The organism is Rhodopirellula halodulae (assembly GCF_020966775.1).
Lineage (GTDB): Bacteria > Planctomycetota > Planctomycetia > Pirellulales > Pirellulaceae > Rhodopirellula > Rhodopirellula halodulae.
Genome location: NZ_JAJKFV010000029.1, coordinates 504,150 through 527,621, shown reverse-complemented (window position 1 = coordinate 527,621; position 23,472 = coordinate 504,150). Strand labels below are relative to the sequence as shown.

Annotated in this window: 19 protein-coding genes, 2 tRNA genes and 1 rRNA gene; 12 read left to right on the top strand and 10 right to left on the bottom strand. The window is 55.8% G+C overall.

What is annotated here, in order from left to right:
* Positions 1–22: 22 nt before the first annotated feature.
* The 3 genes from LOC70_RS14840 to LOC70_RS14830 form a co-directional block, all read right to left on the bottom strand.
* Positions 23–2,898 (bottom strand): 23S ribosomal RNA (locus LOC70_RS14840).
* Between the two features lie 811 nt (positions 2,899–3,709).
* A tRNA-Ala gene (locus tag LOC70_RS14835) sits at positions 3,710–3,782 on the bottom strand.
* 80 nt (positions 3,783–3,862) lie between these two features.
* Positions 3,863–3,936: transfer RNA gene (locus LOC70_RS14830), tRNA-Ile, on the bottom strand.
* 279 nt (positions 3,937–4,215) lie between these two features.
* Between LOC70_RS14830 and LOC70_RS14825 the strand changes: the two genes are divergently transcribed.
* Positions 4,216–6,156 carry a TlpA disulfide reductase family protein gene (locus LOC70_RS14825; protein WP_230254733.1) on the top strand — a complete coding sequence of 647 codons (1,941 nt, stop codon included), beginning with the start codon at positions 4,216–4,218 and terminating at the stop codon, positions 6,154–6,156.
* A gap of 116 nt (positions 6,157–6,272) precedes the next feature.
* On the opposite strand, the gene LOC70_RS14820 is transcribed toward LOC70_RS14825, so the two are convergent.
* The 3 genes from LOC70_RS14820 to LOC70_RS14810 are packed head-to-tail and all read right to left on the bottom strand — an operon-like array spanning position 6,273 to position 9,995.
* Positions 6,273–7,160 carry an RAD55 family ATPase gene (locus LOC70_RS14820; RefSeq protein WP_230254731.1) on the bottom strand — a complete coding sequence of 296 codons (888 nt, stop codon included), beginning with the start codon at positions 7,158–7,160 and terminating at the stop codon, positions 6,273–6,275.
* Positions 7,161–7,218: 58 nt separating this feature from the next.
* The gene (locus LOC70_RS14815; protein WP_230254729.1) at positions 7,219–8,664 is read right to left on the bottom strand and encodes an NAD(P)/FAD-dependent oxidoreductase; all 1,446 of its coding nucleotides are present in this window, start codon (positions 8,662–8,664) and stop codon (positions 7,219–7,221) included.
* The gene (locus tag LOC70_RS14810; protein WP_230254727.1) at positions 8,661–9,995 is read right to left on the bottom strand and encodes an MBL fold metallo-hydrolase RNA specificity domain-containing protein; all 1,335 of its coding nucleotides are present in this window, start codon (positions 9,993–9,995) and stop codon (positions 8,661–8,663) included. The genes LOC70_RS14815 and LOC70_RS14810 overlap by 4 nt, the downstream gene beginning before the upstream one ends.
* 206 nt (positions 9,996–10,201) lie before the next feature.
* Here LOC70_RS14810 and LOC70_RS14805 point away from each other — a divergent pair, with 206 nt between their 5' ends.
* Positions 10,202–10,540 carry a hypothetical protein gene (locus tag LOC70_RS14805; RefSeq protein WP_230274946.1) on the top strand — a complete coding sequence of 113 codons (339 nt, stop codon included), beginning with the start codon at positions 10,202–10,204 and terminating at the stop codon, positions 10,538–10,540.
* Between the two features lie 70 nt (positions 10,541–10,610).
* Here LOC70_RS14805 and LOC70_RS14800 read toward each other — a convergent pair whose 3' ends face one another.
* Positions 10,611–11,843, bottom strand: a complete 1,233-nt coding sequence (locus LOC70_RS14800; protein ID WP_230254723.1) for an AraC family transcriptional regulator — start codon at positions 11,841–11,843, stop codon at positions 10,611–10,613.
* A 190-nt stretch (positions 11,844–12,033) separates the two neighbouring features.
* Between LOC70_RS14800 and LOC70_RS14795 the strand changes: the two genes are divergently transcribed.
* Positions 12,034–13,137, top strand: a complete 1,104-nt coding sequence (locus LOC70_RS14795; protein WP_230254721.1) for a DUF1611 domain-containing protein — start codon at positions 12,034–12,036, stop codon at positions 13,135–13,137.
* Positions 13,134–14,210: a dipeptide epimerase gene (locus LOC70_RS14790; protein ID WP_230254719.1), complete on the top strand. Its 1,077-nt coding sequence runs from the start codon at positions 13,134–13,136 to the stop codon at positions 14,208–14,210. Before LOC70_RS14795 ends, LOC70_RS14790 begins: the two co-directional genes overlap by 4 nt.
* On the opposite strand, the gene LOC70_RS14785 is transcribed toward LOC70_RS14790, so the two are convergent.
* From LOC70_RS14785 to LOC70_RS14775, 3 genes are read right to left on the bottom strand one after another with little or no spacing between them, the layout of a single operon-like run.
* Entirely contained in the window at positions 14,201–16,009 is a 1,809-nt protein-coding gene (locus tag LOC70_RS14785) for a hypothetical protein (protein ID WP_230254717.1), read from the bottom strand. The genes LOC70_RS14790 and LOC70_RS14785 overlap by 10 nt on opposite strands.
* Entirely contained in the window at positions 16,006–16,992 is a 987-nt protein-coding gene (locus LOC70_RS14780; RefSeq protein WP_230254715.1) for an ABC transporter ATP-binding protein, read from the bottom strand. The genes LOC70_RS14785 and LOC70_RS14780 overlap by 4 nt, the downstream gene beginning before the upstream one ends.
* Positions 16,989–17,408 carry a GntR family transcriptional regulator gene (locus LOC70_RS14775; protein ID WP_230254713.1) on the bottom strand — a complete coding sequence of 140 codons (420 nt, stop codon included), beginning with the start codon at positions 17,406–17,408 and terminating at the stop codon, positions 16,989–16,991. The genes LOC70_RS14780 and LOC70_RS14775 overlap by 4 nt, the downstream gene beginning before the upstream one ends.
* Positions 17,409–17,565: 157 nt before the next feature.
* On the opposite strand from LOC70_RS14775, the gene LOC70_RS14770 reads away from it, so the two are divergent.
* Genes LOC70_RS14770 through LOC70_RS14735 form a run of 8 tightly spaced genes read left to right on the top strand, consistent with a single transcriptional unit; the run spans position 17,566 to position 23,428 of the window.
* Complete coding sequence (locus LOC70_RS14770; protein WP_230254711.1) at positions 17,566–18,138, top strand: RNA polymerase sigma factor; 573 nt, start codon at positions 17,566–17,568, stop codon at positions 18,136–18,138.
* Positions 18,131–18,529, top strand: coding sequence for a hypothetical protein (locus LOC70_RS14765; protein WP_230254709.1), 399 nt, complete (start codon positions 18,131–18,133; stop codon positions 18,527–18,529). The genes LOC70_RS14770 and LOC70_RS14765 overlap by 8 nt, the downstream gene beginning before the upstream one ends.
* The gene (locus LOC70_RS14760) at positions 18,526–19,641 is read left to right on the top strand and encodes a hypothetical protein (RefSeq protein ID WP_230254708.1); all 1,116 of its coding nucleotides are present in this window, start codon (positions 18,526–18,528) and stop codon (positions 19,639–19,641) included. The genes LOC70_RS14765 and LOC70_RS14760 overlap by 4 nt, the downstream gene beginning before the upstream one ends.
* Positions 19,638–20,819 carry a type II secretion system F family protein gene (locus LOC70_RS14755; protein ID WP_230254706.1) on the top strand — a complete coding sequence of 394 codons (1,182 nt, stop codon included), beginning with the start codon at positions 19,638–19,640 and terminating at the stop codon, positions 20,817–20,819. Before LOC70_RS14760 ends, LOC70_RS14755 begins: the two co-directional genes overlap by 4 nt.
* Entirely contained in the window at positions 20,816–21,919 is a 1,104-nt protein-coding gene (locus LOC70_RS14750; protein ID WP_230254703.1) for a type II secretion system F family protein, read from the top strand. The genes LOC70_RS14755 and LOC70_RS14750 overlap by 4 nt, the downstream gene beginning before the upstream one ends.
* Positions 21,920–21,927: 8 nt before the next feature.
* Positions 21,928–22,380 (top strand): type II secretion system GspH family protein, encoded by a 453-nt coding sequence (locus tag LOC70_RS14745; protein WP_230254701.1) that lies wholly within the window; start codon positions 21,928–21,930, stop codon positions 22,378–22,380.
* Complete coding sequence (locus LOC70_RS14740; RefSeq protein WP_230254699.1) at positions 22,377–22,970, top strand: PulJ/GspJ family protein; 594 nt, start codon at positions 22,377–22,379, stop codon at positions 22,968–22,970. Before LOC70_RS14745 ends, LOC70_RS14740 begins: the two co-directional genes overlap by 4 nt.
* Positions 22,967–23,428 (top strand): hypothetical protein, encoded by a 462-nt coding sequence (locus LOC70_RS14735; RefSeq protein WP_230254697.1) that lies wholly within the window; start codon positions 22,967–22,969, stop codon positions 23,426–23,428. Before LOC70_RS14740 ends, LOC70_RS14735 begins: the two co-directional genes overlap by 4 nt.
* Positions 23,429–23,472: the final 44 nt, after the last annotated feature.

Here is a 23,472-nt window from a genome sequence, read left to right as displayed (position 1 = left end):
ACCGCATGAGTGCGGGATATCGGTGGCCAAACTTTCGCCCGTTAGTATTGGTTTGCTAAATGCATTACTGCACTTACACGTCCAACCTATCAACCTGGTCGTCTTCCAGGGGGCTTTCGACTATTGTCTACGAATCCTAATCTCTGGGCGGGCTTCACGCTTAGATGCTTTCAGCGTTTATCCTTTCCGAAGTTAGCTATCCAGCCGTGCCGCTAGCGCGACAACTGGTACACCAGAGCTTCGTCCAACTAAATCCTCTCGTACTAAAGTTGAATCCCATCAAGATTCGAACGCCCACGGCAGATAGGGACCGACCTGTCTCACGACGGTCTGAACCCAGCTCACGTACCACTTTCATTGGCGAACAGCCAAACCCTTGGGAGCTTCTACACCCCCAGGATGTGATGAGCCGACATCGAGGTGCCAAACCGCATCGCCGCTGTGGACGCTCGGATGCGATAAGCCTGTTATCCCCGGAGTACCTTTTATCTGATGAGCGATAACCCTTCCATTCGGGATTACCGGATCACTAAGGCCAACTTTCGTTCCTGCTCGACTTATGAGTCTCGCAGTCAAGCACACTTCTACCTTTACGCTCTACGCCTGATTGCCGACCAGGCTGAGTGTACCTTTGCACTCCTCCGTTACTCTTTGGGAGGAGACCGCCCCAGTCAAACTGCCCGACTGACACTGTCCTTCGCCCTGATTCAAGGGATCGAAGTTAGAATTAAAATATGACCAGGCTGGTATTTCAACAACGACTCCTTCCACACTGGCGTGCGGAGTTCAAAGTCTCCCAGCTATCCTACACAAGACATATCTCAACCCAATAGCAGCCTACAGTAAAGGTTCACGGGGTCTTTCCGTCTAACCGCGGGTATGTGGCATCTTCACCACAACTACAATTTCACCGGGTCGGTGGTTGAGACAGTGCTCCAATCGTTACGCCTTTCATGCAGGTCGGAACTTACCCGACAAGGAACTTCGCTACCTTAGGACCCTCATAGTTAGGGCCGCCGTTTACTGGGGCTTCGGTCGCCTGCTTCGCAAAAGCTAACAGTCTTCCTTAACCTACCAGCACCGGGCAGGCGTCAGTCTCTATACATCCACTTGCGTGTTAGCAGAGACCTGTGTTTTTGATAAACAGTCGTTAGAGCCGATTTTCTGTGGCCCCCAACAGCGTGAACCATCGAGGGCGCCCCTTATCGCGAACTTACGGGGCCATTTTGCAGAGTTCCTTAACCACCGTTCTCCCGAGCGCCTTAGAATTCTCATCTCGCCTACCTGTGTCAGTTTTAGTACGGTCAGTTGCTTAACCTAGCGGCTTTTCTTGGACGTCCTTCCAATGACTTCGAGAACTTGGATGCTCTCGAGCTATGCCTTGGTGAACATGGGTGATTTAATCCCCAATACCTCAGCGTTCGCTACGGACATTTCTATTCGTACCGCTCACTTTCTGGACGCCGTCCCCGCGTCGAATACACAACCGGCGAAGGAATATTGACCTTCTATCCATCGTCTACGCCTTTCGGCCTCGACTAAGGTACCGGCTAACCCTGGGCGGAATTACCTTCCCCAGGAAACCTTAGGCTTTCGGCGAACAGGATTCTCACCTGTTTTATCGTTACTCATTCCGGCATAATCACCCGATGACCCCGACACCGCTCGTTACCGTACGGCTCGTATCTGATCATCGGCGCTCTCCTACCGCTCGCAAAGCGAGCCCGCTGCTTCGGTGTACCACTTACTCCCGTTCATTATCGGCGCAGAAATGCTCGACTGGTAAGCTGTTACGCACTTTTTAAATGGTGGCTGCTTCTAAGCCAACATCCCAGCTGTCACGGCACTTCAACTTCCTTAGTGACTAAGTGGTCCTTCGGGACCTTAGCAGGCGATCTGGGTTGTTTCCCTCTCGACCGCGGAGCTTATCCCCCGCGGACTGACTGCCGAGATAGTTTTACCGGTATTCGGAGTTTGGTTCGGTGAGGTACCCCGGGAGGGGCCCCCATCCGATTCAGTATCTCTACCCCCGGTAAATAGTGGCTCGACGCTATCCCTCAAGATATTTCGGAGAGAACGAGCTATCTCCTGGTTTGATTACACTTTCAGTCCTCCCCACAGGTCATCCCCTCAGTTTTCAACCTAAGTGGGTTCGGTCCTCCACGCAGTTTAACCCGCGCTTCAACCTGCCCATGGGTAGATCACACAGGTTTCGCGTCTGCAGCAATCGACCAACGCCCTATTCAGACTCGGTTTCCCTTGGGCTTCGTTCCGTCAGAACTTAACCAAGCCGATTACCACAACTCGCCGGATCATTATGCAAAAGGCACGCCGTCACACATTAAAATAGTGCTCCGACCGCTTGTAGGCACATGGTTTCAGGTTCACATTCCTCCCCTAGCAGGGGTTCTTCTCACCATTCACTCACGCTACTGGTTCGCTATCGGTCGTTAGAGAGTATTTAGCCTTACGGGATGGTCCCCGTGGATTCAGTCCAGGTTTCACGTGACTGGACCTACTCAGGTGCTTCTAAGGTGAGACAATGCTTTCGCGTACGGGGCTGTCACCCTCTGTGGCCGGCCGTTCCAAGCCGTTTCACTAACACGTCTCAATCCCATATTGAAGTCCTACAACCCCGCGAGGGAAACCCTCACGGTTTGGGCTATACCGATTTCGCTCGCCGCTACTGACGGTATCGATTTTTCTTTCTGTTCCTCTGGTTACTTAGATGTTTCAGTTCACCAGGTTGTTACAGACACACCTATGTATTCAGTGTGCTGCGGTCGGGAACCCCGGGATCATCACTTGTGTGTCAATTCCCCCAGGCTTTTCGCAGACTTCCACGCCCTTCTCCTTCTAACGCCAAGACATCCCCCATGTGCCCTTAATAGATTGGCCACCGAAATCCCGAACTCAAAGCCAAGCGACCAACCCCGCAAAGCGAAGCAAGCCACTCACACCCGAGTGCAAAATCCGGTAGTATCTAGTTAACGATATCACACAGTGACTCAGCTACTTTCCAGATGGAAAACAACTGAATCGCTCAAGAATCCAATCAGAATCATTCGCTACAAAACCGATCAAAACAATCGACCTTGCAACAACGCTTCCGAAGAACTTATTACCCTACTGACAAATGTTCCTGGACCCCGGAAAAAGGCCCGTTCACATCTGCCGCATGGTGCTCTTTTCAGATGCCAACTACCAAACAACCAAATTTTCAAAAATCAAGTTCCCGGATGCTCGCTAGGCGAGGACCCGAGAGACGCTGCCAAAAACAGCCGGTCAATCTCTGACTCAGTGAGTCGGAGGTCAGCCGGTCGCTTTTGAGCGAGCGAGGAAGTTAGCGATGAGCCAGCTTCGGGTCAAGTGGAAGAAGCGATGAATTTTAAAAAAAGTTTCAAAGCTGACTTCGACTCGTTTGCCGCTGCACATGAGTCTGTTCCACTCCTTTTGAAGAGTGTCGCAGAGCCTTGCTCAGCGGCGGGACAGGAAAGATAGCGAGCGGCCGGTCCTGGTCAACCGCAATCTGAAGCATTTCTGAAGAAAGTTTGATTCCTTCGTGAATTGCTTCGGATTGAAGTGTCCAGAACCAAAACCAGGACTCTCGATCCTGTTTTGCTTCCAGTCATTCACCCGAAAGCGAATGTCCTTCAAGCTTCGGTTCAAACCAAGGTGTGACTTGAGTCACTTTCTGATTTAAACCAAGTGGAGGTAGACGGACTCGAACCGACGACATTCTGCTTGCAAAGCAGACGCTCTCCCAACTGAGCTATACCCCCGTTTGGGTTTTGATCTTCAAGATTGAAGGGTCGGTTCCAGTATCAACCGGGATCCGCTTGCCGCAACCTCAATTCTCAAATGGGCGTGCCAGAACTCGAATCTGGGACCTCGTCGTTATCAGCGACGCGCTCTAACCAACTGAGCTACACGCCCGTCAGGTCGAATTCGACCCAATGGTTTCCGCCTCGATTTCCCGAGGCGGGTCGGAAGTTTAGGAAGTTTCCTTGGGTTGTCAAACGCACTTTGCAAATGTTTTTGACCAAATCTTCCAGATCCGTGGGCGTTTTTTTCGTCTTCGGCACGGAGTTGCCTTGAATCAACGTTCCCTTGAACCCCCGGAATTTCGCAAAATGAGGCTTCGTCATCCGCGCAGTTCGGATCGACCGTTCCATTTCGATGTGCATGTCAACCAGAAGGATTTGTTTCGCTGCCATGAGTAAACACAACCGTTTTCCCGCGTCCTGGTCGGTTCGAGGCTTCGTCCTCGGAGGCGGTTCGCTCTTCCTTTCCACGTTGTTGGCTGGCCCAGCAACCGCGGCGGCTCCCTCGGCAGCTGCCGCTTTGGGTCTGAAACCAGTTCAAGATGACGTGGAATATGAACAGGTCGAATCCGGCGATGTCGAAAAGTGCGAGGTCCAGGACATCGAACGCGATGACTGGTCTGGATGGGAAGTGCTGGCCGAAGACGGCACACTTCTGCGTCGTTTCGCTGACACCAACGGCGACAAAAAGGTCGATTTGTGGTGTTACTTCCAGTACGGCGTGGAGGTCTACCGCGACGTCGATGCGAATTTCAACGGAAAAGCCGACCAGTATCGCTGGATGGGCACAGGCGGAACTCGTTGGGGAATCGATGAAAACGAAGACGGCCAAATCGACCGTTGGAAGATGATCTCGGCGGAGGAAACCACGCGTGAATTGGTTCACGCCCTGTCGACCGCCGATGGCAATCGCTTCGTTTCGCTGCTGGCATCTCCCAAAGAATTGCAGTCCGCCGGTTTGGACGGCGAACGGCTGGAGGGATTGATCAAGAAGGCATCTCGCGCCGCATCCAACTTTAAAAAGTTCGCTGCGAACCAACGTGCGATCGGCCGGAACGCGGAGTGGATTCAGTTTGCCGCCGCCACCCCGGGAATCGTTCCCGCCGATGAAGCGGGTGTCAAAAAGGACGTGATGGCCTATGAAAACGCCGTTGCCATGTATGAATCCGACGGAAAATCCGGCCAGATGCTGGTCGGCACCGTCATCCGAATTGACGATGCATGGAAGTTGATCGACCTGCCAGTCTTGGCGGATTCCGGTGAGCCCATCGCTCAATCCAATGGCGTTTTCTTCACGCCCGGCGGTCTTTCCAGCTCCCTGTCCACAGGCTCGTCGGCCGGCAATTCGCAAACGCAAGAGCTGGTCAGCGCTTTGGAATCCGTGGATTCCAAGATGGTCAGCGAATCGAATCCAAAGGCTCTCGCACAACTGAACGAGCAACGCGCCGACATCGTGGAAGACCTGATTTCCGCGGCGGAAACGGATGCGGAACGAGAAACCTGGACACGCCAATTGGTCGACACGGTCAGCGTCGCGACACAAAGCGGAACCTATCCGGGCGGACTGAAACGCTTGAAAGCCCTCGCCGCATCATTCCGTGATTCAAAAAGCGGACAGACGGATGCCATGCGTGCCTACACGGAGTACCAATTGATCGGGACGGAATACATCGCCCGACAAACCGAAGATGCAGACTTTGCTGAAAACCAAGTTTGGTGGCTGGAACAGCTGACCGAATTCGCGGATCGCTACCCGCGTGCTCCCGAAACCGCCGCTGCCAAATTGCAGTTGGCACTGAGCAAAGAGTTTGAAGACAAGGAGACCGAAGCCCTCAAATTCTACCGTGAAGTGGCCACCGACTTCCGTGGTACCGAAGCCGCAGAAAGGGCCGCCGGCGCCGTTCGGCGTTTGGAATCCGAAGGCAAAGAAGTCGACCTCGAAGGTCGAACCGTCCAAGGAAAAGCCTTCCGTCTGAGTGCTCTTCGCGGCCGCCCCGTGGTTCTTCATTACTGGGCGACTTGGTGCGAACCATGCAAGAACGACATGAAATTGCTTCGCGGATTGCAAGCTCGCTACCAGCGAGCCGGCCTACAAATCGTTGGCGTCAACATCGACAACCAACGCAATGAAGCAGAAGGATTCTTGAAAACCAACGCACTTCCGTGGATCCATCTCTACGAAGACGGTGGCTTGGAAGGCAGCCCTCTGGCCAAGCAATTCGGCGTCCAAACGCTACCAACCACCATGCTGATTGACTCCAAAGGTCGCTTGGTCGACCACAACATTGGCGCGGCAGAACTCGATGACGCGATCGAAAAACTGCTGAAGTAAATTCGATCAGCCAAGCCTTTCAACCAAACGGCGAGCTCTCACGGGCTCGCCGTTTTTTTGTGTCATTCGAACACTCACAACGCGAACAAAACCTTCACCTACACCATGTTGGCCGATCAAGATTCGGGCTGCAGCACCAAACCAGCTTCCGAAATGGTGTACGGAACAATCGATTCATCGCACGCACTTCCGCGATGTTTTGCAATGCAAAGGGCCCGCCCCATTTTGTTCCCATCACGTGTTTTCCCCATCAAAATGATGGTATTCGCGTTGGAAAGAACATCGCCACTCTGGATCGGACGCGCAATCAAATCATCCAACATGACCTCGTGCGAAGTGGCCAATAACAACCCACCGATGTCGTGATGATCGTAAGCGTGCGAGGCAATTTGCTCCGCGTTCTCTCGGAAGTGAACCCGAAAGAGGTCGCGTGCCAACCAATCATGTTCTTTGCGCAGAACCTGGTTCTGGATGTATTCGATCAACTCAAATTGGATGGATTCAGCCGCGCGATCAACCGGTTCGACCCCATCGATCACAACCCTGCGGACGCCGTGCGCGAAGTTCCCGTAGAAGAACCCGATGGCTCGATCAAGCTTCCTGGCACGCTCGGAGGACCAACGCCGCCAATCATCCGAATCCATGTCGGCGGAGGTCACACGCCGCCCCGCATCCTTGAAAAGATGCATGCTGTCACGCCGCGTCGCCCCCGCATCCCAAATGCTTTTCAGATCCAACGTATCGTCATCGGTCGACTCCTGGACGGACCATTCGCCCAAACGTTTGGCATACTCCACGTGGTTCTGTGAATCACCGCGAGCGGTCAGGTCAAAGATGATTCCGCGTTGCCCCTCCTGCTGCAGTCCTTGCTGAGCAAACTGAATTCCCAGTTGTGTCTTTCCAATCCCAGTGGCTCCCAGGACCACGGTGAGTGTCCCAGGCAGGAGACCTCCGCCCAGCATTTCATCCAGCGGCGGGATGCCCGTTGTCAATCGATGGCTCATGTTTCTCCCAGCGAGAATTTTTTAGCGTGAAGCGTCGATGTGCTCCAACGCGAAATGGTCAATCCAATAGCAATTGCTCGGCCGCACGTTGCCCGCTGTCCATCGCACCTTGGATACTTGGGCTTTGGCAGTGGTCCCCCGCCAACCAAACCCCTGCTCTGCCCTGCCCTGGCCCGCCCTGCCCTAGCCTGCTCTGCCCTGTGCTGGCCTGCCCTCCGCCGTCTTGCCAGTCTTCCAAAGCGGGGGATTTCAAAATCGGATCGAGGCTCATCTGCGGCAACGAGTAGGGAACACGAAAAACGCGAAGCAATCGCCAACGCATGGCATCGTCACCGAACCATCGTTGCAATTGCGTGCGAACTCGAACGTCCAATGCCTCATCGTCCAACCCATCCGCCGGATCCTCGCCGGAGTCCACGCTGACGGACAACAAGGACTTGCCAGGCGGCGCGTAAGTCGGTGCGACGTTGCTGATCACCACCGCACTCTGCACCGGTCCCGATTCATCACCACGCAGCATCAACAACGAACGATTGTCAGGTGCTCGGTCCATCGCATAGTACAAATTGGTCGTCCCAAACCAATCTCTCGACAGGGTGGAAAGACCAAGCAGTTTTGCGGCGGCGTCGGCCGGCACCGCCACCACCAAGTGCCGACAATGAATCGCGGTGCCATCAGACAGCACCACTCGATGCCGAAGATGCCGCCCCGCCCCTTCGTCGTTGCCATCGCTCGAAATCTGATTCTCAAAATGTTCGCGTTCCCCGGCCGACAACGTGGCGATCGATTGAACCGTTGTCTGGAACCGAATCGCCCCGCGAGGCAATTGATCCGCCAGTTGACGCGGAATCGCGGCCATCCCATCAGACGGCACCGCAATGTCGCCACTAGCGAACATTCGGAAAACAAATTCCAACATCCGGCTCGAGACAGACAACGACTCATCGAGGAACACGCCCCCCAAGAATGGCCGAAAGAATTGGTCGACCATGCGTTCGCTAAAACCATCTTCCTTCAGTCGCTCAGCGGAAGTTGTTGCGGAACGCTGGTACAAATCTTCCAAACTGCCTCGCATACTTTGCCGTCGCAACTTGGCAATCCGAAGCTTGTCCGAGATCGAACCCACCGGATTCAGAGCGGTCCCCAGCAATTGCATGGGTCGCCGCCAGGGATCTCCCAAAACACGAAACACACCACGTTGTCTTAGCAAAGCGCCGGGCTCAAACGGACGCAATCGCAACGCGTCGTAGTCCAACCACCTCTGACAAGCTGGATATGCGGTCAGCAAGACTTGAAAACCATGATCCAGCGTGAACCCGTCCACCACATCGCTGCGCACCCGGCCTCCCACACGGTCGGTCGCTTCTAGAATCTGAAATTCGCGACCAGCATCGGCCAACACGCGGGCGCAGGTCAGGCCAGCCAGACCGCCGCCGATGATCAGGGTTTCAATCGATGTGTCCGTGGGAGACGCCGCACCGCTGAACGGTTCCGGTTCACTCATGTGAGGTGATAACCCTTTTCAGTCAGTTTTTGTGACAAAGCACGCTTGGCTGCATAATCGCCATGCACCAATCGGATTTCCTTGGGAGCTTCCTCCATTCCATCCACCAACGCGATCAAATCCTCTTGGTCGCCATGGGCAGAATACCCCGACAATTGATGCGACTTGGCCCGAACGTCATAGCGTCGACCATCCAATCGAACCCAATCACTCCCACGTGAAATGTAGTTGCCGGGCGTGCCACCCGCTTGGTATCCGGCGAAGACAATGTCGGTTTCCTCTTGCCCGATGAACTCCTTCAGGTAGTTCACAACGCGGCCTCCCGTGCACATGCCGCTTCCAGCGATCACGACCGCGGGCAACTTGTGCTCTGCCAGATAACGCACCGTTTCGCGATGTTCTGAATGATTGCCGACTGTGGTCAAATTTTCAAACACCAACGGTTGATCGTCCGTCTGCAATGTGAACTGGGCTTCTTCTCCCCAGTGTTCTTTCATCTCTTTGTAGAGCGCCGTGAATCGCGAAGCCAAAGGCGAATCAACGATGACATCCACCCGCTTCATCAAAGTTCGATGCTCGGTTTCTTGAATGCGTTCAAAAATGGCATTCAGCTCATACAGCAGTGCTTGCGTCCGCCCCAGCGAAAACGCGGGAACAATGGTGACACCCAAATCATCCAGCGTTCGCCGAATCACCCGTTCCAATTCGGCTTGCCGATCCAATTTTGGTGGGTGCAACTTGTCACCATAGGTGCTTTCCAACACCAGCAAGTCCGCACGTTCGGGACTGGGCGGAGGATTCAACAGCGGATTGGTTCCCGCCCCCACATCACCGCTAAACACCGCGCGGCGACCGTCTTTGAGTTCCACTTCAAACATGGTGGAACCCAACACATGCCCGGCGGGCAGCAATCGCACCTTCACGCCACCGGGACAATCATGCCACTGGTTGTAAGCGAGCGGCACCAACTGCCGGCGGATTTGCTGCAGAAACTTCTTGATAAGACGTTTGGAACGCGTGAACCCAATCTTCAACGCGTCTTCCATCACCAGAGGCAACAGCTTGGCCGTCGGAACGCTGCACAGGATGGGACGTTCAAACCCGGCAGCCAACAAATACGGAATCCGGCCGGCGTGATCGATGTGCACGTGCGTCAGCAACAACGCCTCGATTCCGTGCAGCGAAAACTCAATCTCTGGGTTGGGCTTCTTCCTCGCCTCTTCACCTTGGAACGTCCCACAATCCACCAGCAAACTCTTTGAATCGTCAATCCAAAGCTGGTGACAAGAACCGGTGACACCTTCGTGCGCACCGTGGTGGACCAATTTCATAAGCGATCAGAGAAGCGAGACAAGAGCGATTGGAACCGTCGATCCGCGAGTGGTTCTCGAAACGACGGAAACGGAGTCGTGGCATCACTTTACCACGGCGGGAACCAGCCGAGGGAAATGGCGTGACCAAACGTGTCACACCGCCGTCCGATGTCATGGGTGTCAACGAAACTCTGTTTCCTTCGCCCGAATTCAGGACTCCTCCCATGGCAAAGTTTTACGTTCAATCCGGCACCTTCCGCAGCGTCGTTTCCGCCGACTCCACTCGCAAAGCGGCTCTGTGGGCGGTGCACCAAGTCATGCAACAAGTGCTTCCCACCGAGGAAGACAACGACTCATCCGCCAATCCGCAATCCAACCATCACGGCAACAGTCCATCCTCAGAGTCGAATCAACCGGTGGCGGTGCTGGACGGTCGAGTTCGTATTAGTGAACGTGGCTACGATCGCAACGATTGCTCGGAACTTCCAACCATGGAAATTGTTGCAGAGTGGAACGAGATGGTCCTGACTTTGGATCGTTTGCAACGCATGATGCATAGCTGATCGCCGATGGCCGCCGCAGCCACGCTGGATCAACGACAAACGCCCCACTTCCCCGCGAAGCTGTTTTCGATCACTCCCGTCGAAAACGCTTTCGGAACGCGGACGGTGTGTCGCCAAATTGCGAGCGGAATTGCTGACTGAATCCTGCCGAACTGGGAAACCCGAGACGCATGGCGATTTCCGTCAGTGAAAATCCGCTCTGAAGCACCCAATGCTTGGCTTGCTCCAAACGAAATGCCCGCATGGCTTCAGCGGGACTGCGTCCGGTGGCGCTGCGAAAACGCAGCTCCAACGTCCGTCGCGAAACAAGCAACTGCTTGGCCACCTCATCGACCGTCAGGGGTTGTTGGCCAACACGAGACATGATTTGCAATGCTTCCGAGACCATGCCGTCGGATACAGAAAACCGATTGGTCGACTGACGAACCATCACCTGCACCGGAGAAACCCGCCGCTCTCGTTTGGGAATTCGTCCGGTCCGCATCATTTGGTTCAATCGCGTCACCGCCTGCCTTCCGATCTCGCCGCAGTCCAACTGCACCGCCGACAGATTGGGTTCCGCCAATTGACACAACAAATCGTCATCGTCACCCGAAAGGATGGCCAATCGATCCGGAACTTCGATGCCGGCGTACTGACAGACTTCCGCCAACTGACGAGCGGGGTGCGGATCCGCAGCAAACACTGCGGTTTGATCGGGCAACGACTTCAACCAACGTTCGATCCCGACCAATTCTTCGCCCCATCCGGTGCGTCCCCGCGAAGAAAGAAAACGCTCGCACGGCCAATTTCGCTTCCGTACCAACCGTTCAAATTCCAAGGCTCGTTGCGGAGCGTATCGGCCAATCGGCGGCGCATAGACCGCGAAACTTCGGTAACCTCGATCGGACAAGTGATCCGCCGCCATTTGCGCGCGGATCCTGTCATCGGTTGAAACTCGCGTGAACCATTTTTCCAAAGGCAACATCGCTGAAACGTCGACGACCGGCAGACCGGACGCTTTCAAGTGAGTCGCCAATGACCTGTCACGAATCGACGCGATGACGCCCTGGCCATTCCAACGCCGAGGCAACCGAAGTCGATGTTGGTTGTCGCGAGGAGCCAGCAAAAACCGCCAACGATGCTGGCTCCCCAACTCGGTGATTCGCTTGACCACCGATCTGCCCCACAAGTCATCCGTCTCCACCAAGACCGCAACGTTGCGGTCGGGGACGGTCCGCGTACGGCGTCGTGGTTTTGTATCGCCCGTATTCATCGCTGGATCATTCAATGAGTCGACGTGGTGACATTCTTCAAGAGGCATCTCGATCTTGCGCCATTTCGCAAATGATTTACGCAGTGGCGCAAGACGCCACACTATTTCACTGATATTCTTCACGCCAGCAATGACCGGCTAATTTTCCATCGAAAACTCGGTTCATACACAATGGCCACTCAGCGATAACGCTTTGACTCGCTCTGGTCGTGCCCGCTCGCTTTGAAGGAAAACATCCATGCTGACTGAACATCGCCGCATCGCTCTCCTCACTGACGGTGCCTCCAACGCGTTCCTAGCAAAGACTGCGATCAGCCTGCTTCGCTACCGGACCTCCGACATCGCGGTGGTCGTCGATCGGGAACACGCCGGCAAAACGTCGGCGGACCTGTTCGGTGTGGGCCAAGTCCCGGTGGTGGAATCTTGGAGCCCGTCGTTGGATTGCGACGCGATCTACATCGGCATCGCTCCTCCCGGTGGCAAACTCCCCGCGGCCTGGAAACCTCAAATCGAGGCGGCATTGTCACAAGGGATTGATGTGGTTTCGGGCCTGCATGACTTTTTGACGGACCACGCCCCCTGGGTCCAACTGGCAAAACAAACGGGAGCGAACCTGATCGATGTCCGCAAAAACAACTGGAAGGAAACCGCCACCGGGCAACCGTTCCGCGAGCAATGCCTTCGAATCCACGCCGTCGGCCAGGACTGCAGCATCGGCAAAATGGTCACGACCGTGGAGATGGACCGCGGGCTGCGTGCTCTGGGCCACGATTCAAAGTTCTTGGCGACCGGACAAACCGGGATCATGATCTCCGGCCAAGGCGTTCCCGCCGACTGCGTCGTTTCGGACTTCGTCAACGGAGCCATCGAACACCTTGTTCGCGAAAATGATTCGGCGGACTTCTTGCTGATTGAGGGACAAGGCAGCATCTCTCATCCGGCTTACTCCGCGGTGACGCTGGGGCTCCTTCACGGATGCGTGCCTCAGGGTTTGGTCTATTGCTACGAAGCTCTTCGCAAAGAAGTCAAAGGCTTTGACGGATGCCCGATCCCACCCGCCGAAGAACAAATGCAAGCGATCAAACAGATCGCTCAATTGCGAGGCCCCACCCAATTCATCGGGGTCTCCGTCAACACGCGTCGCCAGTCCGCGGCGGAAGCCGCCCTTGAGATCCAACGCGCCGAAGACCGATTCGGGCTGCCGGCCTGCGACGTCTATCGCGATGGAGCCGACAAACTGATCCACGCCGCGGTTCAGCTTCGCCAGGAACTGTTCTCTGAACAGCCCGCCAACATGCAACAACTGTTGTCACAGCCATCGCTGCAAGAGGCTGAGAGATGAACCTGCAGTGCTACCCAATTCAGCTTCCCCTCCGCGATCCATTCACCATTTCGCGAGGCACGATCACTCACCAAGAAAGCCTGCTGGTCCAGATTGAACACGACGGCATCGTGGGCCTGGGTGAGGTCACCGCCAACGACTACTACGGCCATACGCTCGAAGCGATGAGCGATCAACTGCGTTCGCTTTCTCAAGACGACTTGGCGGTCTGTTTCAATCACACTCCCGAAGAAGCTTGGTCGATCATGGCCGAACGATTGGGCGACGATCGCTTCACGCTCTCGGCGATCGACATGGCCTGCCACGATTGGCACGCGCGTCGAATCAAAAAACCGGTTTGGAACCGGTGGAATCTGACTTGGAACGACAGCTTGAAATCCAGCTTCACAATCGGCATCGATACCATCGAAGTGATGAAACGAAAGCTTGCGGCGGACTCGGGTTGGCCGGTCTACAAAATCAAGCTGGGCACCGAGCACGACCTGGACCTCGTTCGCGAATTGCGAAGCTGCACCGACGCGATCTTTCGGGTGGATGCAAACTGTGCCTGGACCGCCGAACAAACGATCCAGTATTCCCATGAACTCCGCGATCTGAACGTGGAATTCATCGAACAACCGCTGCCGCGATCCGCGACCGACGCTGACAAGCAACGTGTGTTTGAACAATCCGTTTTGCCGATCATCGCTGATGAAGACTGCCAAACGGAATCGGATCTGGAGACTTGCTTCGAGTTCTTCCACGGGATCAATGTCAAACTCTGCAAGTGCGGTGGTTTGACGCCTGCTAAAAGCATGCTGGAGCAAGCCCGAGCCAAGGGGAAACACACGATGATCGGCTGCATGGTCGAATCGCCCGTTGGAATCAGCGGTGCTGCACAGTTGAATCCACTGCTCGATTTCGCGGATTTGGATGGAGCCAACCTGATCTCTGACAGCCCCGCATCAGGCTTGAAGGTTCGGTGCGGGCATTTGATCCCCAATTCGCAGTCCGGAACCGGAGCGAGCTTGGATCGACGGGCCGTTTCACTCTTCGCAATCAATCAGCCGATGCACTCGAATGATCAACGGTGAATGTCTCTCCCAACGGCCCAAGGCAAAATCAACAGTCTTGCCAGTGGCAACATCAACATCGTTGCCGCCCAAACCATCCATGAATCCAATCGCCATCGCGGCCAAGTCTCACTGAGATGAATTTCGGCGGGCAATAGAAACAGCAATCCCAGCGACGCCGCGGTCACACACAAAAGCCAGCCCAGCGTCGTTTTCGCCACCCACGACCCGCATCGTCCGGGTTGCCTGATCGCCAAAATCGCAGCACTAATCACGGCGACCGATTTGATGACCAGCAAGACCCCCATCCAAAATGGGATTCGCTGTAAGCCTTGTCGCAGTTCGTAGAGCATGACCTCCCATTCCTCTTGAGCGATGAACCAGCTCACCCACCTTCCCGTGAACAGCATCACAAGCAAACAACCGGCAATCACGACGCTATAAGTCACTTTGCGATTGGACATCAACGACAACCACAACATCGCTAGCCCACGACCGACCAACGAAACAAACAGGAACAAGACCAACGCGAGCGAAACGCCAACTCCCGTGGAAACAGCGTCGCCCGGTGGCCCAACGTGGATGCTTTCCGCCCAATGTTTCCAAACGTTCCACTGACGCGGCACCGCGAACACGGCCAAGACGCCAAAGGTGACCACCGATGCGGTCGAGACCAGCCAAAGCGTTTGTTGGATCTTCACGCCCGCCAATCGTTCGCGTGAAACGGGACTGACGGCCAACAACAATGGCATCGCCCTGCCCTGCCCTCCTCGATTGGCCCCGTGCATTTCGCTCCATCCACCCGCAATCGACAGCTCGGTGTAGGTCAACACAATCAAAGCTGCGATAACGACGGACGCAGCATTGAGTGGCAGTAGCCCGAGCAACACCAGCGATGGGACGCCAATCCAAGCCACCATGGACCAGCGGCTGGACCGGGTTTGCCGAGACTCAAACCAGCGGAGCGCCCGCCCTTCGGCAAACGCTTGACCAGAGCCCCCGATCGACAAAACGCGGTCAGCGATCCGGCTCGACCAACCGCGCAGCGTGGCAACCAAGGTCCCTCGGTCGTCCAAGCCGTAAGAGTTGGACCTCGCCAATTCGAGTGATTGATAAACCAACGCGAGTGCAGCGGCCCAAAGCAGCAACAGGGGCCACGGAAGGAATCCCCAAACCAAGAATCGCGGATGTCCCGGGGAGGTTGCTGCGAATGGCCAGACACTGATCACGTAAACCAGTGGAATCAGCACCAACAAGGACAGCACCCGTGTTCCCGCCCATGCAAAAGGTCGCCAGCAGAAAGCCAACACCAACAAAGACGCCGTCCCCAGCGAAACCAACAGAGCCGGATAGATTCCCCACCAATGCTCCTCATTGCTGGTTTGCGAAATTTCGATGGAGATCGCAAACATCATCAACGAGATCACGATCGCGACATGCCGCGCCAGCACGGCGACCACCATCAATCGCGAGGACGGAATGGGACTGCGAAGCAGGAACGCGTCAAATCCGGATGCCTTGCGATTGATGTCTGGGCCCCACCAATCGACAGCAAAGACGGACCAAAGTAACAGCGGTGCTTGGGTGACGATCATCACCAGGACGCACGCATTGGACGCGAAAAGCCAATCACCGATGAACAATTGCCGGATCAAGCCGACCAACAACACGCCCATGACGGAAACTGTCCACAACGAGATCGCCACGCCAGCCCACCTCGCCCACAGCAACCGAAATGCGGCCTGGCAATCCTGTGTGAAGCCACCGCGAATCGCTTCTTGACCACCGATGGAACTCGGTCCTGTTGCCACGGCACTCATGACAACGACTCCGATAATTCACTGGCTGATTCAGGCCCCTCTTGTCCGGATCCCAATGCGTCAGGACCAGACGACCGTTGCGTTCGCACGCGAGCCTCGAACAATCGTTTCAACGTCACGTGCCGTGTCTCGATGCGTTGCCATGGATCTGGCAAGCGAATCGATTGGGCATGACTTGATTTGGGCAACACCATCGACCATTCGCGATCTTCTTGATGCCATCCAAACGCGTCCGAAACCGGGCAGGCAGCCTGTTCGCCAGACGAGTCCGTGCGTCGCAGAATCCATTCTTCGTATCGCTGATCGATCTCACGGATCGGCAACGATTCGATCAAACGTCCGCGATGAACGATCGCCACGTCGTCGCATACCCGGCTGACTTCCTCCAGCAAATGACTGCTGAAGATCACCGTGCGTCCCTCCACGCTGACGGTGCGAATGATCGCTTGCAAAATGTCGTCGCGAGCGATCGGATCCAAGCCACTGCCGGGTTCGTCCAAGATCAACAAATCGGGACGATGGGCAATCGCGGCGATCAAACCGGCGCGAGCTCGTCCTCCCTTGGACAGTGAACGCAACTTGGTATCCGGTGAGAGCTCAAACCAATCGCACAACTCTTTCGCGTAAGCCTCGTCCCATCGTGGGTAGATCGACTGGCAAAACGAAGTCAAATCACGAACTCGCATCCACGTTGGCAAGCTGTCTTCTTCCGACAAGTATCCGATCCGCCGCATCACCTGCTCGCGGTCCTTGATGGGGCTGCATCCCAAGACGCTCACCTCGCCAATTCGCGACTGATGCAAACCCAACAAGTGACGCAGCAAGGTTGTCTTTCCGGCACCGTTGAGCCCCAACAATCCAAACACGGATCCTTGTGGAATCGACAAGGAAACGTCGTCCAAGGCCAACGTCTCGCCAAAGCGCTGCGTCAGCCCTTTCACCACCACCGCCTGCGACGTCGTATCGTTTCGCGTCTCACTCATGACTGCTCTCCCCGTTGGCGTTGCATGTGTTCGTCGCGGCGAAGCACCCACTGCGACAATTCTTTGCCATCCACGCCCAACCCCCGGGCCAGGACGATCAATTGATCAATCGCGGGCTCGATCGCCTCGCGTTTCTTTTGCGATGACATGGCGGTGGGCGACGAAGTCACAAACGTGCCCCGTGTTCGCCGTTTTTCCACCAATCCCGCTTGCTCCAATTCGCGATAGGCTCGCGCGATGGTGTTGGGATTGACCCTCAACCGCTCCGCCAACGTTCGAATGGCGGGCATCTCAGCACCGCCGGCGAGCTGGCCGGACAAGATGCGATGCTGAATCTGCTGCACGACTTGTTGGTACAGCGGAACGCCGTCGTCGGATAAATGAATCTGCACAACTGACCCCTTGTGTTGATTCATTAATACAACCGCTCAAGAAGCAGGTCAAGCGTTTTTTGTTCATACTCAGGATTGGTCTGCGGCCTGGAACCCGCCCTCGGTGACCGCCGATGAGAATTCCGACCACTTTCTGTGACTTTGTTAAACAAAACTCGCCGCTCCGCGCATCGTCTCTGTGATGAGCCACTCCACCCCCTTTCCGAATCGAGTTTCTCGCTGCCTCGACCACATGGTCGCGCAGGGAGGCGACGCCATCGCGGGACTGATCGACCTGACGTCGACGCGTTTGGTTCGATTCGCAACCACGGTCACTCGCAACCAACATGACGCGGAAGACGCCGTGCAAACGGTGCTGGTCAAAGTGGCCCAATGCCCTCGCATGGTCCGCGACACCAACCAGCCGTGGAACTACATGCTGCGAATGGTCCGCAACGAATCGCTGGCCATCGCTCGTCGAAAATCACGTTGGAACATCGTCGAGAATCTCACTGATTTGTTGACCGTGCGACGTGTCGACGAATTGGAAAAAGAAGAAACGATCCGTGCGGTGTGGCGAGCCTTGCGAAAGCTGCCCATGGAACAAAGCGAAGTCATCGTGTTGAAGATTTGGGAACAGATGACCTTTGCTGAAATTGCTGACGTCCTGGAGATCACCCTGTCCACTTCTGCCAGCCGCTACCGATACGGCATGGAAAAGCTGACCCATCTGCTGCGAATCGACCTCGATGCGGAGGTGCCCAGCCATGAATGACTTGCAACAACATTCCCATGGGGATGGTTCCATCGAGGAATGGATCGAGCGAGCGGGAAACTATGTTCGCCCATCGGATGAACTGCGCCCCAGGGTCTTGGAGAAAGTCCGTCAGCAAACCCAACAGCGCAAACAAACGGGTCCCCTACTGGGAATGATTGGTTTGGGATTGGCGGCCACGTTATCATTCGTCTGGGTCGGTCAATCGCTGCAATCCATGGCACCACTGCCACGGATGACCAGTGAAGAAGTGGAACACCGAGCTGTGATGCGTTCTTCCATGACCAATCAGTCGCTGGATTGGGCGTTGATGGAAATCATGGAAGCTCAACGTCCCAACTCCACCTCTTCGATCCGTTTTGCGACTGGCGAAACGGAGAAGACTCCGTGAACGCTGGTGAAACAGAACCCCATGGGCATGACAAAGATCCGCCAATCGACTGGTCGGTCTTCGACGACGGATTGGCAGCCGCCGTCATGGTCAAAATTCCGATTCATCTGGGAAGCGGCGGACATCACAGCGGTAGGCTGACGCTGGAGAAGCTCGAACTGCTTCGCAAACTTCCCGCCTCGCAATTGCCCGCGAGGTATCGAGTTGCCCGCGAAATTTTTTCTCGTTGTGGCAACATGCAAATTGTGTTGGACGGGCTGACGCACAACGATCGGTCAGAACAAAGACTCTCGCGAATCCTCTGGGGTTCTCTGATCTACTTGGTTGTCCTCGCATTTCTTGGCTACGCGGGCCTCGCGTTTTACCTGATGTTTGTGGCACCAAACGTCAACGCGTTGCGAGGCGACATGGCATTGGTGCCCGAAACGCCTGACACCGCCCGGCTGGATCCAATCATCTCCGTTCTGCCGACGGTGCTGACCATCGCCCCCATCGCCTTTGTGTTGGTTTGTCTTGGACTTTGGGTGACGGGTGGCGTCTCGGGATGGGCTCGGCGTCTTGGTGGGTCGGCTTTTATCCGTGACCAAGCCACCTCGGTGGCCATGCGTTTGATTGCCTGGATGACTCGATCAGGCGTTCCCATGGACGATGCCGTTCGATTGAGCTGTGAACTCATCGGCAGCGAACGAAGCACGCGACTTCAAATCGAAAACACCATGCGAGGCCGGCATGCCAAGTCGGTCGGCGAACCAGCATTGATGCGTTTGGCAAACCATTTCCAAACGTCTGCTTCGAATCGGATCAATGTGCTGCGAGTCGTTTTGCCGCTCCTGCTCACCGCCGCGATCGGCGGCACCGGCGTGCTGGCCTACAGCCTCGCAATTTTTCACCCGTTGATCTCGTTGATCGAGGACCTCTCTCAGCCCACGCGTGTCCTGCCCACGCAGCACCCACCATCGCGAATGTTCTCCCCGGTTGTGTCGGAACGCTTCGATCCGCTGCACAAAAATGTCGTCAAGGATGTTGCCAAGGATTCCATCGCTGCAGATCGATTCGTTGATCCCACGAGCCAGCCCGGACAAGCGTCGTCTCTCGAGGAGACCTGCGCATGAGCTCGCTTCCCAGCAACCCACCAGACACCTTCGATCTTCCCCCGGAACCTGACACAGGTTCAGCGACCGTGGAACAGATTCGAAACGCACTGGACGATTTATTGCAACGCAAATCGATGATTGCTTTGCAGCTGCACCAGTCGGCTCAAAACTCCGTTGGCAGCGTCGCGAAACAAATGGAGTTGATGAGTCGCTGGTTCGACCGACCGGTCACCGCCAACGATGTTCTCTCGCACGCGGACGCGTTGGCGATCTGCCGTCCGTTGTTGGATTTGCCGAGAGTGCAAGCGGAGACTTCGGATCAAACTGAATTGACGGGTGCGACACCGGAGGACCCGCGTCCTGCCGCTTCCACGAACAACGAGGGATCGCCGGAGGAATGGGTTTCGACCAGCTCCAAATTGGAAGACTCTGTCCGTCGCTGGGAGAGTTCGATCTCACGACGACCTTCACGAAATCGCTTTTGGGTCTTGCTCGCCTACCCCATTGTATTGTCGATCACGAGCATCGCGATTTTGATGTTGATCTGTGTGTTCCTCGTCCCTTCGTTCGAAGAGATGATGGACGATTTTGGGCTAGCGTTGCCGCTGCCGACGCGCACGGTCTTCGCTGTTTCTCGATTCACGCAAACCTATGGTGCCTGGCTTCTGCTCGGCATCATCATCTTGGTGGTCATTGCGGCATCTGCCCGACTTCTCAGCCACCGTGCCGGCAAAGCATCCCCGTGGATTCGTTGGGGGCAACGACTGTTCACACCCACTCGCTTGGCCTGGGCTTCCTGGGCCGAACACGTCGCTCTGTTGCTGCAAACCGGATTGAGTAAAGCAGACGCCTATCGGATTGCGGGCGAATCCAGCCCAGCACGCTTCATGCGAACCGTCAGCCAGGAATGCCTCGCCAGCTTGAAATCCGGTCGTGCCCCGTTGTCCGGCATCACCCATGTTCGCGGCAAACCATCGCACTTGATGATTCGCGCACTGCAGAGCCCATCGCCGGAGGAGCAAGCCAGTTTGCTTCGCGAGGTGGGCAAGCTTTACGAAGACCGAGAGCGTCACAAACGCCGCGACCTTCTCGTCTGGCTCACACCGCTTGTCGTCCTCCTCATTGGTGGCATCACCGGATGGGTCATGACTGCTCTGTTCATGCCTTTGGTTCAACTCGTGAGCGGATTGACATGAATCAACGCCCCATCCAACACGACAGCGAGATGGACGCAGCCGTTCCTTCGTCAAACCAAATCCCCGACGGGCTGCTCGCACTTTCTTCGGTTCCCCACCGTTCTTTGGTTCGCGTGTTATCGGTCGCCCATGTCAAACGCGAATCGGCGGCGACTTGGGTGGAGCTGTTGGCGGCTGAGTTCAAAGGCCCGGTGGCGGCCAGGATGAATCATCTAGCAACTCTGCTGAACACCGGAATTCCTGTCCCGGATGCCTTGGAACAAACACCGCGAATCCTTCCGCCGTCGGCCCTGATGGCCATTCGACTCGCCAGCGAAACGGGCACCTTGAGTCAAACCTACGACGCGTTGCTTTCAGATGCCGGGCTCGAACCAGAAACATCCGACTCCGGTTGGCGCAGCCCCCGATCAGAGTTTTTTCGCGTCATGCTTGGTTTCTTGATCGCGTGGATGATCCTGTCGTTCTTATTGATCTTTATCATGCCCACCTTCGAACGCATGTTTGAGGAATTCGGGCTAGAACTTCCCGCCGTCACAAGTTCCTTAATCGCAGTCAGTAATCGAGCGGGTGAGGTGCTGATCCTCGGCATTGCCATCTTCGGGATGGTGATTGTGGGGCGACTTCTATTCAGTCGTGAACCTCAACCGTACCGATTCAATCCAATGCGATGGCACGAGCGTTTTGTTCCGCCGTCGGTGAATCTCCTCTCATTGTTGGCAATCGTGGTGGACTCCGGTCGCCCGATCACCGCGGGTTTGCAAACCCTGTCGAAGTGCCACCACATCCCGAGGGTGCGTCGGCAATTGGCCACGTCCTGCACTTTGATTGAACAAGGTGCGGACCCGTGGATCACGCTCGCCAACGAGCAGATCCTCACGTCTCGCGAATCAAGAGCCCTGTCCGTCGCGGGATCCAGTGCGGTCCAAGCCTGGCTGCTGAGGTGGCTTGCGGAGGCCAGGTTCAACCGCCGGACTTTGCGTCAACATTTCTTCACGCGACTGATTTCCGTGGCCAGCCTCCTGCTGCTGGCGATTGTCGTCGCCTGGTCCGCCTTCGCAGTCTTCCTCGTGCTCATCAACTTGGTCCGGGGGCTCGCATGAAACCCAACATGCTTCAACAGCAGAGAACGAATAGACGCACCGCCTTCACGATGATTGAATTGGTCGTCGCAGCCTCCATCTTGATTGCGTTGATGTCAGTCGTGACCTCGTTGACGTTTCGGATCCATCGGGTTTGGAAGGACTCAAATCAACAACGAACCGCGACCTGGGCATTGGCTGGCGAAATGGAGCGACTCACCACGGTGCCGACGAAAGAACTTCCGACGCAACTGTCGCAGCTTCAAGCATCCGATGAGTTGCGAGACATGCTTCCCAATCCGCTGCTATCAGGAGAACTGGTGAGCGACTCGTTGGGTCAACGAATCGAACTGAGCCTGAATTGGGATCGCGATCACCCGGGCGTCCCGGTCGAATTGGTGGCTTGGACCTTCGAGCAACCGTTGCCGAGCGACAACGACGATGCGAAAGCAGCCGTTTCGGAAACGGAGGAAACGCCATGAGGACTCGTGTTCGAATTCATCGTCGCATTTCCTTCGGCGAAAAACGCGAAGGGCACTCGCTGGTCGAATTGCTGATCGTGATGTCCGTTCTCTCGTCCCTGATCACCATCTCCATCGGATGGATTCATCAATCCATGAAGTTGTCCAAACAGATGCAATCACGAGCCTCCCATCAAAACAACTTGTCACGATTGTCGCGAATGTTTCGTGAAGACGTCCGCTTCGCCGCGGATGCCTCGATCCAGGGCAACACCCTTTCTCTGAACTCGGGAAATGTGTTGTACGAAGCAAAAGACTCCTTGATCCAGCGAACCGAGCAAATCAGCACGCGAACGAAACGAACCGACGTGTTCGAAGTTGCCCCCGGATCGTTGGTGAAGTGGCTTCGTTCAGATATGTCCAACTCCATCACGTTGCAGATTCAACGCTCCAGCAACACGCCGCTGACCAGCCGCCATCCGGCACCATCGACGGATCAGTCTTCCAACGGCTCGGTGCGGCCACCTCGGAACACCGACACAATTCCGCGAAACGACTTGCTGCTGCAGGTGGAGCTAAATCGATACGCACGATTTGAGGTCCTGCCATGAACCTGAAATCGCCACAGACCCCAACCCGCCGCGGGACCGCGTTGGTCTACGTTTTGGTTTGCCTTGGAATCGCGATGTCGCTGGTCATGACATCGCTGAAAAGCAGTTTGGCCAGTCGTCGCCAAGGACAGCATGAACGTCGCGTTGAACAGGCCGAATGGCTTTTGGAAGCGGGGCTGATCCGAGCTCACCAATCGCTGAGTGCGAACTCGGAATACACCGGCGAAACCTGGATAGTCAGCGACGCATTGAAAAAGGAAGACAACGCGGAAATCCAGATCGCGATTTTTCCCGAAACGGACTCTGGCTCCCCCAACTCATCCAAGTCGGCTGTTTCGTTGCAAGTCACAGTCATTCTTGGATCACCAATCGCTGGATCCCCCGACGCGAGTTCCTCACGGCGTATCCAACGATCTCGCACGTGGACACTCCCCACCACCAAAACACCACCGGAATGAGACGCCTCGGTCGATTGGCACGGCGAGCCGGCCAACCCCGATGC

What these genes read in the sequence shown, in the direction of transcription:
- LOC70_RS14825 (WP_230254733.1), top strand. Translation starts at nt 4,216, where the DNA reads ATGAGTAAACACAACCGTTTTCCCGCGTCCTGGTCGGTTCGAGGCTTC.
- LOC70_RS14820 (WP_230254731.1), bottom strand. Translation starts at nt 7,160, where the DNA reads ATGAGCCATCGATTGACAACGGGCATCCCGCCGCTGGATGAAATGCTG.
- LOC70_RS14815 (WP_230254729.1), bottom strand. Translation starts at nt 8,664, where the DNA reads ATGAGTGAACCGGAACCGTTCAGCGGTGCGGCGTCTCCCACGGACACA.
- LOC70_RS14810 (WP_230254727.1), bottom strand. Translation starts at nt 9,995, where the DNA reads ATGAAATTGGTCCACCACGGTGCGCACGAAGGTGTCACCGGTTCTTGT.
- LOC70_RS14805 (WP_230274946.1), top strand. Translation starts at nt 10,202, where the DNA reads ATGGCAAAGTTTTACGTTCAATCCGGCACCTTCCGCAGCGTCGTTTCC.
- LOC70_RS14800 (WP_230254723.1), bottom strand. Translation starts at nt 11,843, where the DNA reads ATGCCTCTTGAAGAATGTCACCACGTCGACTCATTGAATGATCCAGCG.
- LOC70_RS14795 (WP_230254721.1), top strand. Translation starts at nt 12,034, where the DNA reads ATGCTGACTGAACATCGCCGCATCGCTCTCCTCACTGACGGTGCCTCC.
- LOC70_RS14790 (WP_230254719.1), top strand. Translation starts at nt 13,134, where the DNA reads ATGAACCTGCAGTGCTACCCAATTCAGCTTCCCCTCCGCGATCCATTC.
- LOC70_RS14785 (WP_230254717.1), bottom strand. Translation starts at nt 16,009, where the DNA reads ATGAGTGCCGTGGCAACAGGACCGAGTTCCATCGGTGGTCAAGAAGCG.
- LOC70_RS14780 (WP_230254715.1), bottom strand. Translation starts at nt 16,992, where the DNA reads ATGAGTGAGACGCGAAACGATACGACGTCGCAGGCGGTGGTGGTGAAA.
- LOC70_RS14775 (WP_230254713.1), bottom strand. Translation starts at nt 17,408, where the DNA reads ATGAATCAACACAAGGGGTCAGTTGTGCAGATTCATTTATCCGACGAC.
- LOC70_RS14770 (WP_230254711.1), top strand. Translation starts at nt 17,566, where the DNA reads ATGAGCCACTCCACCCCCTTTCCGAATCGAGTTTCTCGCTGCCTCGAC.
- LOC70_RS14765 (WP_230254709.1), top strand. Translation starts at nt 18,131, where the DNA reads ATGAATGACTTGCAACAACATTCCCATGGGGATGGTTCCATCGAGGAA.
- LOC70_RS14755 (WP_230254706.1), top strand. Translation starts at nt 19,638, where the DNA reads ATGAGCTCGCTTCCCAGCAACCCACCAGACACCTTCGATCTTCCCCCG.
- LOC70_RS14750 (WP_230254703.1), top strand. Translation starts at nt 20,816, where the DNA reads ATGAATCAACGCCCCATCCAACACGACAGCGAGATGGACGCAGCCGTT.
- LOC70_RS14745 (WP_230254701.1), top strand. Translation starts at nt 21,928, where the DNA reads ATGCTTCAACAGCAGAGAACGAATAGACGCACCGCCTTCACGATGATT.
- LOC70_RS14740 (WP_230254699.1), top strand. Translation starts at nt 22,377, where the DNA reads ATGAGGACTCGTGTTCGAATTCATCGTCGCATTTCCTTCGGCGAAAAA.
- LOC70_RS14735 (WP_230254697.1), top strand. Translation starts at nt 22,967, where the DNA reads ATGAACCTGAAATCGCCACAGACCCCAACCCGCCGCGGGACCGCGTTG.